This is a genomic window from Embleya sp. NPDC055664, from assembly GCF_053618075.1.
Window position 1 is genome coordinate 80374 of the sequence record NZ_JBSHGZ010000030.1, and the last position, 12117, is coordinate 92490.

Annotated in this window: 11 protein-coding genes; 7 read left to right on the top strand and 4 right to left on the bottom strand. The window is 70.9% G+C overall.

All coding sequences use genetic code 11. From position 1 onward, the window contains the following. Positions 1-51: 51 nt before the first annotated feature. Positions 52-1992 carry a trypsin-like peptidase domain-containing protein gene (locus tag ACWGR4_RS35350; RefSeq protein WP_452129852.1) on the bottom strand — a complete coding sequence of 647 codons (1941 nt, stop codon included), beginning with the start codon at positions 1990-1992 and terminating at the stop codon, positions 52-54. 222 nt (positions 1993-2214) lie between these two features. Here ACWGR4_RS35350 and ACWGR4_RS35355 point away from each other — a divergent pair, with 222 nt between their 5' ends. The 6 genes from ACWGR4_RS35355 to ACWGR4_RS35380 all read left to right on the top strand — a co-directional run bounded on the left by ACWGR4_RS35355 (position 2215) and on the right by ACWGR4_RS35380 (position 6033). Then, entirely contained in the window at positions 2215-3342 is a 1128-nt protein-coding gene (locus ACWGR4_RS35355; RefSeq protein ID WP_452129851.1) for an aminopeptidase P family protein, read from the top strand. Positions 3343-3414: 72 nt separating this feature from the next. Continuing rightward, a complete protein-coding gene (gene efp / locus ACWGR4_RS35360; RefSeq protein ID WP_078974410.1) occupies positions 3415-3981 on the top strand; it encodes an elongation factor P in 567 nt (188 codons plus the stop codon). Further along, entirely contained in the window at positions 3981-4409 is a 429-nt protein-coding gene (gene nusB / locus ACWGR4_RS35365) for a transcription antitermination factor NusB (RefSeq protein ID WP_078974409.1), read from the top strand. Before efp ends, nusB begins: the two co-directional genes overlap by 1 nt. 104 nt (positions 4410-4513) lie before the next feature. Continuing rightward, the gene (locus ACWGR4_RS35370) at positions 4514-4888 is read left to right on the top strand and encodes a YidH family protein (protein WP_380010177.1); all 375 of its coding nucleotides are present in this window, start codon (positions 4514-4516) and stop codon (positions 4886-4888) included. After that, positions 4888-5235, top strand: a complete 348-nt coding sequence (locus tag ACWGR4_RS35375; protein ID WP_452129850.1) for a DUF202 domain-containing protein — start codon at positions 4888-4890, stop codon at positions 5233-5235. Before ACWGR4_RS35370 ends, ACWGR4_RS35375 begins: the two co-directional genes overlap by 1 nt. Positions 5236-5280: 45 nt before the next feature. After that, on the top strand, positions 5281-6033 hold the full coding sequence (locus tag ACWGR4_RS35380; protein ID WP_452129849.1) for a class I SAM-dependent methyltransferase: 753 nt from the start codon (positions 5281-5283) through the stop codon (positions 6031-6033). Between the two features lie 12 nt (positions 6034-6045). On the opposite strand, the gene ACWGR4_RS35385 is transcribed toward ACWGR4_RS35380, so the two are convergent. Together ACWGR4_RS35385 and ACWGR4_RS35390 are read right to left on the bottom strand one after the other, a co-directional pair. Continuing rightward, complete coding sequence (locus ACWGR4_RS35385) at positions 6046-6546, bottom strand: MarR family winged helix-turn-helix transcriptional regulator (protein WP_161500608.1); 501 nt, start codon at positions 6544-6546, stop codon at positions 6046-6048. A 227-nt stretch (positions 6547-6773) separates the two neighbouring features. Then, positions 6774-8405 (bottom strand): MFS transporter, encoded by a 1632-nt coding sequence (locus ACWGR4_RS35390; protein WP_452129848.1) that lies wholly within the window; start codon positions 8403-8405, stop codon positions 6774-6776. Positions 8406-8547: 142 nt separating this feature from the next. Here ACWGR4_RS35390 and ACWGR4_RS35395 point away from each other — a divergent pair, with 142 nt between their 5' ends. Further along, positions 8548-9207, top strand: a complete 660-nt coding sequence (locus ACWGR4_RS35395) for a TetR family transcriptional regulator (protein ID WP_380010164.1) — start codon at positions 8548-8550, stop codon at positions 9205-9207. Positions 9208-10679: 1472 nt separating this feature from the next. On the opposite strand, the gene ACWGR4_RS35400 is transcribed toward ACWGR4_RS35395, so the two are convergent. Next, positions 10680-12032 (bottom strand): MFS transporter, encoded by a 1353-nt coding sequence (locus tag ACWGR4_RS35400; protein ID WP_380010161.1) that lies wholly within the window; start codon positions 12030-12032, stop codon positions 10680-10682. Between the last annotated feature and the right edge of the window lie 85 nt (positions 12033-12117).

The following is a 12117-nucleotide window of genomic DNA, read 5'->3' on the forward strand; positions in this document are numbered from 1 at the left end:
CACGTGGGTGACACCCCAGGCGGGGACCGCCGCGCCGCGCCCGCGCGGACCTCACCCGAGCAACCGCCCGATCGCCGTCGCCACCTCCGGGTGCCCCAGATACGCGCCGATGTCGTGCGCACGATCGAGCGGATTGGCCACCGCGCACTCCGCGACCAGCCCACTCCAGTCGTCCGCCAGCGGACACCCGATCGCGACCGGATCGGTCCGGCACCACGCGTTGAACCACGGCCCCGCGATCGGCGGCAGATGCGGCCCGCCGATCCGCAGCCGCGAATAGACGGTGTCCATCCCCAACGGGCTGCCCACGGTGATCAACCCCGCCACCGGCACCGCCGGCCCCAGCCGGGTCAGCAGATCCATCGCCACCACCGTGCCCAGGCTGTGCGCGACCAGCACCACCGGACCGTCGGCGGGCATCCCGGCCAGCACTTGGTCGAGCACGGCCGTGCGCGTGTCGTCCTGATCGAGATAGGCCGCGACGTCCTTGAAGGCGGCCTTGATCACCAGCCGGTCCACCCCGGTGTGCGCGGCGATCCAGCCCAGCGGTTCACGCGTGGTGCGCACCACGTGGTCCCAGATGCTCTCGGTCGCCGGCTCGACCGCCTCCGCAGGGGGCATGCCCGCCCGCCGCGCGGCTTCGTCGAGCAGCCGGTCGTACAACTCCTGCGCCGACGCGGACAGCGGCGCCTCGCCCGGCAGCGCCGACTCCATCACCTGCACGAGCCGGTCGCCGTAATAGGGGAACCACACGTCGGCCGGATCGATGGTCGCCAGCCCCGCCAGGGTCAGCCCGCTGTTCAGCCCCGCCGCCCAGCCGCGCCGCAACTCGTCCGGATCGCGCCCCTGCTGACTGCGCCCGTGGACGAACACCAGACGCAGCCGGCCCCCGAACGCCTCCGGCCGCCCGGTCGCCCCGGCCGCCGGAACCGCCTCGGTGACCTCGATCGGCGGCCGGGGAGCGGGCACCGTGGACAGCAGCGCCGGCGCCGAGCCCAGGCCCGAGCCGGGACCCAACTCGGCGAGCAGCGCCCGCTGCGCGTCGCCCGTGGTCAGCGCCGCGAGGCGGGCCAGGATCACACTGATCCGCACCCCCTCGTTGGCGATCCACTTGATCTCGGCCTGCCCCTGGTCGGGCCGCCAGGGCTGATCGTGCAGGTTCAGCACGGCCCCCGACGCGTCGTGCGCGGGCACCCCGCTGTGATGCAGCGCGACCGCCTCCCACTGGTCGTTGAACACCGGCGAGCCCGAGTTGCCCGGCTCGGTGTCGGTCTCGTACTGGATGAAGTCGTCGAAGCGCTGGGTGAAGCGGTTCTGCCGGATGGCGATCTCCTTGAGCCGCCCGTCCGGGTGCCCGATCACGTTCACCGGATCGCCGATCACCAGCTTGCCCTCGGCCGCGAGCAGCCACAGATGCCCGAAGACCTGCCCCGCCGGCCGCCCGTCGCCGCCCGGACGCAGCGCCACCAGGGTGAAGTCCAGATCCTCGTCGGTCAGGAACAGCGTGTCCGGGTCCGGCGTGAAGCGGGTGGTGTGCGCGGGCAGGTCGTTGTCGATGCCCATCTCCGCGCCGAACTCGGCGAACGCGCCGCGCGCGGTCGCCGCGTCGGGAAAGACGTGATGGTTGGTCAGCAGCAGGCGCGGCGAGACCAGGAAGCCGGTCGCCTGCGGTTGCACCGGCCCGCCCGTGGCGTACCAGATCCGCGCGACGCATGCGGCGGCGCGCATGCCGCGGGCGAGGAAGTTCAGACTCTGTAGATCGTTGGTGGCGCCGATGATGCGCTCGGCGAGCCCGGGCCCGCTCTCCTGCGGCGACGTGGCCAGCAGCACCTGCCCGGGCACCTCGTGCTGTTCCACCAGCCGGGCCGCGCGTAGTTGCAGCCTCTGATCGTCGTCGGGGAATCGCCGACCGTCGGCGCGCCGCCGCTCGATCGTGGACCGGTCCGCCTCGGCTGCCGCAAAGCGCGCCGCGGCGGCGCGCAGTCGGCCCACCAACCGCTCATCCGCCGCAGATGTGGCAGTTCCGTCATTTCCGCTGATTTCCACTGAAGCCCACCCCCTCGCAGGAAGGGTAGAACCGGGCCCCGGCCGCTGTCCGGACATCGGGTGATTGCGCTGGTCCGCGCCCGCGGAAGACGCCGACCCGAGCCCGAAGGATGCAGTCCCGCCGAGTCACACCGGGCTACCCCCACCTCACGGGACTACGCTGTTCCCATGCCCGAGGCCCATGATCGACGCCGTGATCGACTGCGTTCCCGCCTGGCCGGTGCCGGTGCCGACGTCGCCCTGATCACCAACCTCGTCAACGTGCGATACCTGACGGGGTTCACCGGCTCCAACGCCGCGCTGCTCGTGTACACACCGGGTGCGCCGGGCGAGGGGTCCGGCCCGGGCGCGGTGTTGTGCACCGACAGCCGCTACGCGACCCAGGCGGTGGAGGAGTCGCCGGGCGTCGAACTGCTGGTCGAGCGGGCCTGCGCGCAGGCGCTGACCACCCGCGCCGCCCGCTCCGGCGCGGTCCGCCTGGCCATCGAGGAGCAGCACGTCACGGTCGAGCTGTACCGCGAGCTGGGTCGGGTGCTCGCCGAGGAGAGCACCGCCGGGGAGCTGGTCAACCTGGGCCGGGTGGTCGAGGACCTGCGTCGGATCAAGGATCCCGAGGAGATCGCCGCGCTGCGGATCGCCTGTGAGATCGGCGACCGGGCGCTGAGCGAGATGATCGAGTCGATCCTGGTCGGTCGGACCGAGCGGCACATCGCGATGGAGCTGGAGCGGCGCATGGCCGACCACGGCGCCGACGCGGTGGCCTTCCCCACGGTGGTGGCCACGGGGCCGAACTCGGCGATTCCGCACCACGACCCCGGGGACCGCCGGGTCGAGGACGGCGACTTCCTCAAGATCGACTTCGGTGCGCGCTACCGCGGCTACCACGGCGACATGACCCGCACGTTCGTGATCGGCACCGAGCCCGCGGCCTGGCAGCAGGAGATCTACAGTGTGGTCTTCGCCGCCCAGAAGGCGGGCCGCGAGGCGCTGGTGCCGGGGGTCGAGGCGGTCGCGGTGGACAGGGCCGCGCGCGATGTGATCGCGCAGGCCGGCTTCCTGGATTTCTTCGGACACGGCCTCGGACACGGCGTCGGCCTGGAGATCCACGAGGACCCGCATCTGGGTCCGACGGCGACCGGTAAGCTGGACGCTTGCATGCCGGTCACCGTCGAACCGGGGATCTATCTCCCGGGCCGCGGCGGTGTCCGCATCGAGGACACCCTTGTGGTTCGTCCGCTCGAAGACGGCGGGCCCGAGCTACTCACCATCACGACCAAGGAATTGCTCGTCCTGTAGCGGGCCGGCGCCCGCCGCCTCGTCCGACGAGCGAGAATCCGGTCCCAGAAGCACGCAGGAGACACCACACTCGTGGCCACGACCAACGACCTGAAGAACGGCATGGTGCTCAAGCTCGACAACGGCCAGCTCTGGTCCGTCGTCGAGTTCCAGCACGTCAAGCCCGGCAAGGGCGGCGCGTTCGTTCGTACGAAGCTCAAGCATGTCCTCTCCGGCAAGGTCGTGGACAAGACCTTCAACGCCGGCACGAAGGTCGAGACGGCCACCGTGGACAAGCGCGGCATGCAGTTCTCGTACAAGGACGGCTCCGACTTCGTGTTCATGGACACGGACACCTACGAGCAGCTGCCGATCTCGCCCGAGACCGTCGGCGACGCCGCCAACTACCTCCTCGAGGGCTTCGACGCGACGGTGGCGATCTACGAGGGCGCCGCGCTCTACGTCGAGCTGCCGGCCTCGGTCGAACTGCTCATCGAGTACACCGAGCCGGGTGTCCAGGGCGACCGCTCCACCGGTGGCACCAAGCCCGCGAAGCTGGAGACCGGCTTCGAGATCGCGGTTCCGCTCTTCATCACCACGGGCGAGAAGGTCAAGGTCGACACCCGTTCCGGTGACTACCTGGGCCGCGTGAACAGCTAGTGGCCGGTGCCCGCAGCAAGACCCGGAAGCGCGCGCTGCAGATCCTGTTCGAGGCCGACCAGCGCGGTGTCGATCCGGTGACCATCCTCGCGGACTGGGTCGGCCGCTTCCGGGCCGACAAGGCGGAGCCGCAGGTCGCCGAATACACGATGCGGCTGGTCGAGGGCGTCCAGGAGCACCGCAAGCGCATCGACGACCTGATCGGCACCTACGCCGTGGGCTGGACGCTGGACCGGATGCCCGGCGTGGACCGCAACGTCCTGCGCCTGGGCATCTACGAACTGCTCTGGGAAAGCGACGTCCCCGACGTCGTGGCCATCGACGAGGCGGTCGAGCTCGCCAAGGAATACTCCACGGACGAGTCGCCGGCCTTCGTCAACGGCCTGCTGGCCCGGATAAAGGATCTCAAGCCGACGCTGCTGCGCTAGCCGGCGTCCGCCGCCGGACCCGTCGAGCCGCCCACCCCGCCCGGGTGGGCGGCTCGCTGCGTTCGCGCCGGCCCGGATGAGGCGGCCCGGATCCTGTGCCGATAATGAAGATCATGAAATCCGATCGGAAGGGCTCCCGGCTGCGGGACATCGGTGACGAGCCCGACTATCGGTTCACCCTCGCCAACGAACGCACGTTCCTGGCCTGGATCCGCACCGCGCTCTCCCTGCTCGCGGGCGGGGTGGCGGTGGTGCAACTGGTGCCGGACCTGGCCCCGAGGGCGCAGCGCCTGGTGCTCGGGCTGGCTCTTGTCGGGTTGGCGCTGACCCTGTCGGCCACCGCGTATCGGCGCTGGTACCAGGTCGAGCGGGCGATGCGGTTGGGCCGCGCGCTGCCGTTCTCCGCGTTGCCACTGGTGGTCTCGGCGGGTCTGGCGATCGTGATCGTGCTGAGCGTCGTGCTCATGCTCGTGTCCTGATGGCCCGCCACCCCGCCGCGCTGCCGGGCGCGCCCCTGGATCCGGGGCTGCAGCCCGAGCGCACCCGGATGGCGTGGTCGCGCACGGCGCTGGCGTTCGTCGCCAACGGCGCGCTGCTGGTACGGGCCGGCCACGTGCCGGGGAGCTGGTGGTTCATGCTGCCGGGGTTCGTGGTGATGGCGGCGGGCTTCGGGGTGTACGTGGTGGGGCTGCTGCGGCATCGACAGGTGGACCACGCGGTTCGGGGCGGCAGCGCCGCGGTCGGCGATCGGGCGATTCGCGCGACGCTGCTGACGGTGGCGGCGGCGTGTGTGCTGGCCGCGGTGGTGCTGGTCGGCCGGCCCTGACGGAGCCCTTGTCGGCGGCGCGAAGCCGCGGCGAGAATGCGCGCCATGACGACCGACGATCTCGGCATCCGTGGATTCGCCCGTGGCACCGATCGGTACGAGCGGGCGCGACCGTCCTACTCGAACGAGGCGATGGATCATCTGTGCGCCGGCGCGGGGATCGGGCCGGGCACCTCGGTGCTCGATCTGGCCGCCGGTACCGGCAAGTTGACCCGGCTGCTGGCCGAGCGCGGGGCGCGGGTGACGGCGGTGGAGCCGTCGGCCGCGATGCGCGAGACGTTCGCCCGGGTGGTTGAGGGGGTGCCGGTGCTGGCCGGTACGGCGGAGTCGATACCGCTGCCGGACGGCGCGGTCGACGTGGTCACCGTCGCCCAGGCGTTCCACTGGTTCGAGCCGGAGCCGGCGCTGCGCGAGATCGCGCGGGTGTTGCGGCCGGACGGGGTGCTGGCGCTGCTGTGGAACGAGCGGGATCAGGAGAACGCGCTGGTGGACCGGCTGTACGAGGTGGCCGAGTGGCCGTTCGGCGGCCTGTGCGACCACCGCCCGGCGATCGCCCGCAGTGCGTGGTTCGAGCCCGCGAAGCGGACCCTGTTCCGGCGCCGCGAGTCGTTGACCCACGACGCGATCGTGGAGCGGATCGCCACCTTCAGCTACGTGAGCGCGATGGGGGACCGGCAGCGCGGCGAAATGCTGGCGCGGGTACGGGAGTTCGTCGGGGAGTACGCGGAGCCGGTGGAACTGGCCCATGTCACCGACACCTACCTGGCCCGGCGCCGAAAGGTGCCGGCGTCGGGGTGAGGGCGGCGCGGGCTACAGGCTGCGGGCGTCGCGCCACCACCACGCCTGGCTGAGGTTGTCGGGCAGTTCGCCGGAGGCGCCGAGCTGGCGCATGCCCGCGCGCAGGCCGTCCTTGAGTACCTCGACCCCGTCGTCGCCGACCGCCTTGGTCCAGGCGCCCTGGATCCAGGACAGCTCGGCCCAGATCACCCGCAGGCACTCGCGGCCGCGTTCGGTGAGGGTGATCCGGCGGGCGCGGCGGTCGGCGGGGTCGGGTTTGCGGTCGACGTAGCCGTGCCGGGCCAGGTGCGAGACCACCTCGCCGGCCGACTGCTTGGTCATGCCCAGTCGGCGACCCAGCTCGGTGGCGGTGGTGCCGTCCTCGCCGATCAGGGTCAGCGCGAAGCCGTGCGTGGGCCGGATCTCGTCGAAACCCGCGGCCGTCATGCGGTCGGAGAACAGTTGGCTGATCCCGCGCACGGCGGTGACCAGCAACGTCACCAGTTCGGGCCCGGAGGAGGTGTCTTGCTGCACGAAGTAAGAATACCTGTCTAATTTGCCGCGGAAACCCACGACGCCGCCCCCGACCGAGGTCGGGAACGGCGCGCAGGTCGAATGACCGTTACCCATGGATCATGCCGCAACGAGCCGGTGGGGCAGGGCAGGCCATGCCGATCGGCACGCCGCGCCCGATACGCCGAGCGCGGCCACCGCTTGGCGGCACCCGTGGGTGGCCGCCGACGGGAGGCGGTGGCCGGCCGCTACACGTGTACGGCGACCGCGCCTTCGCGCTTTTCGCCCCGGCGGACGAACAGGGCCAGGATGATGCCGACCGCCATCGTGATCGCGGCGATGGTGAAGGCCAGTTGCATGCCGTCCAGGAACGTGGTGTCCGAGGCGTGTCGGATCGCCGCCGTCGCCGGGCCGTCCAGTTGCCTGCCGTCCAGCAGGTCCGGGCGCAGCGGCGGGAATCCCTGGGCCACCGAGCCCTCGATGCCCTCGCGCTGCCCGTGCGGCATCGTGGCGTAGTCGCCGGCCGCCGCAGGCCACCGGTCCGGCAGTACCGAGGAGACCTTGGCCGCCACCACCGCGCCGAGCACGGCCGTGCCGAGCGCGCCGCCGACCTGCATCGCGGCCTGCTGGATCCCCGAGGCCACACCGGAGAGTTCGAGCGAGGCGTTGCCGACGATGATGTCGGTGGCGCCCACCATGATCGGGCTGAGCCCGAACCCGAGCAGCACGAACGGCAGCATGGTCGCGCCGAAGCTCGCGTCCTCGCCCAGCCGGGCCAGCAGCGCCATCGCGGTCGCGGACAGCGCCAGGCCGGCGATGATCGGAATACGCGGGCCCAGCTTGGTGATCGCGAGGCCGCCGATCGGCGAGCCGATCATCATCACCACCGACATCGGCAACATCCGTACGCCGGTCTCGGTCGGGCTGAGCCCGTTGACGCCTTGGAGGTAGAAGGTGATGAAGAACATCGCGCCGAACATCGCGAATGCCATGAAGATCATCAGCACGATGCCGATCGAGAACGACCGGTTGCGGAACATCCCCATCGGCATCAGCGGTTCGGCCGCCCGGGTCTGCCACAGCGCGAAGACCACGAGCAGGATCACCGCGGCGGCCATGAAGCCGAGCGTGTAGGCGCTGCCCCAACCCTTCTCGCCGCTCTTGATCACACCCCACACCAGGCAGAACATCGCCGCCGACAACAGCGCCACGCCGAGGTAGTCGATCCGGTTGCTCGCACCGGCCACCCGGCTGTTGGCCAGCGCCCAGATGCCGACCACCAGCGTCAGTACGCCGATGGGCACGTTGATGTAGAACACCGACTGCCAGCTGACGTGTTCGACGAGCAGGCCGCCGACGATCGGACCGGCGGCGGTGGCGGTGGAGATCGCCGCGCCCCAGATGCCGATGGCCATGTTCAGCTTGTTGCCGGGGAAGCTGTTGCGCAGCAGACCGAGCGCGGTGGGCTGGAGCAGCGCGCCGAACACGCCCTGGAGTACCCGGAAGGCGATCAGCATCGAGACCGACTGGGAGAACGCGATGAGCAGCGACGTGGCGGCGAACCCGGCCGCGCCGATCAGGAAGATCGTCTTGTGCCCGTAGCGGTCGCCGAGCTTGCCCGCCGGGATCAGGCACACCGCGAGCGCGAGCAGGTAGCCGTTGGTGACCCATTGCAGGTCGGCGAGCGAGGCGTCGAGGTCCTTGGAGATGGCCGGGTTGGCGATGCCGACGACGGTGCCGTCGAGGGCCACCATCATCACGCCGAAGGCGACCGCGAGGAGGGTGAGCCAGGGATGGCCCTGCATGCCCTTGCGGGCGGGGGGTGCGGAGGGACCCGGAGGGGGTGCGTCCGGTGTCGCCGCCGTCGAAGTCTGGCTCATACGTCCCCTACATCCATCCGTGTTCAGCGTCGTATCGAACCATCGAACGATATGGCACTGTGTGCCAAGTAGCCAAATCACTCAAGTTGCACGCAGTGACAAGTGCCATACTGTGCAGGGACCAAGGAGAGGAAGACGCAACGTGCGGGACACGGCCGGCGCCGCGACGGGTTTGCGCGAGCGCAAGAAGGAACGCACGCGCGAGGCCCTGGTGGACGCCGCGCAGGAGCTGTTCCTGCGCAAGGGGTACGACGCCACGACCATCGACGAGATCGTCGCCGCCGTGGAGGTCTCCCGGCGCACCTTCTTCCGCTACTTCGCGGGCAAGGAGGAGGTGGCGCTGGCCCGGGCGATGGAGTTCGAGCAGCTGTTCCTGTCCGCGCTGGCCACCCGACCGGCGGACGAGGCGCCGCTGACCGCGCTGCGCCGCGCGGGCACCGAGGTGTTGTCGGAGTTCGGCGACGAGCCGGACGACGGCGCGGGCCACGAGTTCCTGCGGATGCGCCGACTGATCGAGGGCACCCCGGTACTGCTGGCCGCCTCGCTGCGCAACGCGATCGAACTGGAGCGGCGGATGGCGGCGGAGATCGCCCGCCGCGAGGGCTTGGACCCGGAACTCGACCGTCGCCCGGCGCTGTTGGTGACCCTGTACCACTCGGTCATGCGGGTGGCGATGGACGAATGGACCGAGGGCGAGGTCATGGACACCGCCGGCCTGTCCCGAATCGTCGAGGCCGCCTGGGACGACATGGCCACCCTGCTCGCCGACCGCTGGACGGCGGGCGAACTGCACCGAGGCTGACGCGGACCCGGGGGCGGGGCGTCGGGGGTGGCGCGGCGCGGCCGGGTGGCGGGGGCCGAGTCGTGGGGTGGGCGTGGGGGAGTGGTTTCTCCTGCGCTGCGCTCCGTCGGGGGGGGAGGGGGAGGGGGTTGCCGCTGCGCGGCGCCCGGTGCGGTTCCGGCTCCGCTGCGCTCTGCCGGTGGCGGAGTGAGTTGCGGCTCCGCTGCGCTCCACCCGCTCGCCCGGACCCTCCGGGCCGAGTCGATGAGTGGGCCGGGCGGAGGGCGCAGCAGGGTGGCCCGTGCGGAAGCGGATCCAGGGCGCAGCGGTGGGCTTGGATGTTTTGCCCACGGAGGTGGGTCCAGGGCACAGCAGCGGACCTTGAGCCCGGAGGTGCGTCTACGGCACAAGGGTGGGCCCAGGGCCCGGAAGTGGGTCCAGGGCTCAGAAGCGGGTCTGGGGCACAGCAGTGGGCCGTGAGCCCGGAGCACAGAAGCGGGTCCAGGACACAGCAGTGGGTCCAGAACCCGGAAGTGTTCCAGACCCGTTAGTAGGTCTAGAGCCTGCATGTAGGTCCTGGGCGCGGAAGTGGGCCTCTGGAGGGCACTGCTCCCGCGACCCGCTCTCCGGCCGGGGTCGACTCACGACCCACGGCCGCGCCGACCCAGGCAACGGTGGAGCGCAGCGGAGCCGCAACTCCCTCCGCCACCGGCAGAGCGCAGCGGAGCCGGAACCACACCGGGCGCCGCGCAGCGGCAACCCCCTCCCCCCCCCCCCCCGACGGAGCGCAGCGGAGGAGAAACCACTCCGTCACGCCCGCCACGACTCACCCCCATCACCCCGGGGGCTCTGCCGCACTTCGGCAGGGCGAGGCTCGTCGATGGGCCCGTATCACCTTGAACGGTCCTGCCGACCCTCGCGGCGCACGGTCCGCCGATGGGTCCGCGTCCCCCAGTGGCCCTCCCGCACTTCGCAGGGGCCAGGCTCGTCGATGGGTCCGCGTCCCCCAGCGGCCCCGCCGCACTTCGCAGGGCCGGGCCCGCCCGTGGGCCCGTGTCCCACGCCGTCCGGAGCGGGATCGCCACGGCATTCCGCTGTCTCGGCCCGACTCCCAACCGATGGTCGGCCGCAGCCGGGTCGAGGGCCGGGTCGGGCCGACGGGGATTTGGCTCGGCCGGGTCGGGGCGGCCCGGGGGTTCGGCTGTGCCGCGCAGCTCCTCGGCCGCCCCGCCTCTCAGGGGCGCTACAAATCGGCCGACCCGCCCCTTGGCTGGGCTGCCCGTTGGCTGACCCGCCTCTCGGCCGGGCTGCCCGTCGGTTGGGCCGCACCTTGGCCGGGCTGCCCCTCGGCCGACCCGCTCTCGGCCGGCCCGCCCCCTCGGCCGACCCGCCCCGGCAGCCGGTGCTCCCTCGGCCGCGCCGCCCCCGGCCGGACTGACCCCTCCGCCCGCAGCCGCCCCTGCGGCTCGCTGCCGGCCCCCGGCTGCGCCACCTCACCGCACGCGCTTGACCAGCAGGGCCAGCAAAGCGCCGAGCAGTGAGATCGCGGCGGCGAAGGCGAAGAGGCCCTTGTAGCCGAAGTCCAGGTCGTCGACCAGGAAGGGGGCCAGGAACGGGGCGGCGATCTGGGGGCCGGCGTTGGCTATGTTGATCAGGCCCATGTCCTTGCCGACGTCCTGGGGGCGGGGGAGGACCTGGGTGATCAGGGCCATGTCGACGGCCATGTACATGCCGAAGAAGAGGCCGTTGGCGACCTGGAAGGCGATCATGCCGTCCTCGGTGGCCCAGATCATCGGGATGGCCAGGGACAGGGCCGCGCCGGCGCCGGAGGCGACCACGAACGGCTTGACCCGGCCGACCCGGTCCACGAGCGGGCCGATCACGATCGCGGCGGCGATGGTCACCACGGAGTTGATCACCGTCAGGGTGCCCAGCTTGGCCAACACCTCGCCCGGCGGGATCTTGACGTACATCAGCAGGATGAAGTAGTTGAACTGCAGCACCACCATGTAGCCGAGCATTACGCCCAGGCGCGAGACCAGGGCGATGAAGAAGTCCGCGTGGTCGCGCGGCGAGACCCAGAAGCCCTTGACGAAGCCGATGAACTCGAACTTCTCGCGCGGCAGGTCCTTGGTGGACCGGTCCGGGCTGACGATCACGAAGATCACCGCGGCGGCCACCAGGATTGCGGCAATCAGGTAGAAGCCCTTGGCCCCGCCGTCGGCCGGGTCGGCGAACTTCCCGTCGAACCCGCCGATTTGGGCATCGATCCCGATCATGTTCAGGTCGACGCCGGCGAGGAGCAGCGAGACCACGATCGTGCCTACCGGGATGCCCAGGCCGATCATCGCGGAGAACATGCCGTACTTGCTCGCGGGCACCCGGTCGGGCATGACCGCGGTCAGCGCCGCCTGGTACCCGTTCATGATGAACTGGATGATGCCCCAGGTCAGACCCACGACCGCGATCGAGTTGGCGTTGGCCTGGAAGCACAGGGCGATCGCGCCGACGATCGCGCAGAACAGGATGAACGGCGACCGGCGGCCGAAGCGCGACCGGGTGATGTCGGAGAGCTTGCCGAACAGCGGGTTGCCGACCGTGGCGAACAGCGCGCCCCAGAAGATCGGCCACTTGAGCGCTTCCTGGTCGGGTACGCCCTTGATGTGGATCACCTGCGCCGGGAGCAGGTAGATCCCCACACCCAGCCACAACATGTAGAGCGCGACGTTGGCCAGGGGCAACGTGGCGTAGAGCGGTGCGACCTTGTATCCGGTGTTCTCCGGATCCGCGACGGACACCGGTGCCGGCGACGAGGAGCCGGGCTCCTCTGTGGTGGTCGAACTCATGTGGACCGTCCGATGGAGGGGATTCGAAATCCTCCCTGCACGGAGGTCCCGAATCGTTTGACGTGGTGTTGGGATCGGAGCCTAG

Excerpts from the sequence above, each read along its gene's own strand:
- ACWGR4_RS35355 (WP_452129851.1), top strand. The coding sequence starts at position 2,215 with ATGCCCGAGGCCCATGATCGACGCCGTGATCGACTGCGTTCCCGCCTG.
- ACWGR4_RS35380 (WP_452129849.1), top strand. The coding sequence starts at position 5,281 with ATGACGACCGACGATCTCGGCATCCGTGGATTCGCCCGTGGCACCGAT.
- ACWGR4_RS35370 (WP_380010177.1), top strand. The coding sequence starts at position 4,514 with ATGAAGATCATGAAATCCGATCGGAAGGGCTCCCGGCTGCGGGACATC.
- ACWGR4_RS35390 (WP_452129848.1), bottom strand. The coding sequence starts at position 8,405 with ATGAGCCAGACTTCGACGGCGGCGACACCGGACGCACCCCCTCCGGGT.
- ACWGR4_RS35375 (WP_452129850.1), top strand. The coding sequence starts at position 4,888 with ATGGCCCGCCACCCCGCCGCGCTGCCGGGCGCGCCCCTGGATCCGGGG.
- ACWGR4_RS35400 (WP_380010161.1), bottom strand. The coding sequence starts at position 12,032 with ATGAGTTCGACCACCACAGAGGAGCCCGGCTCCTCGTCGCCGGCACCG.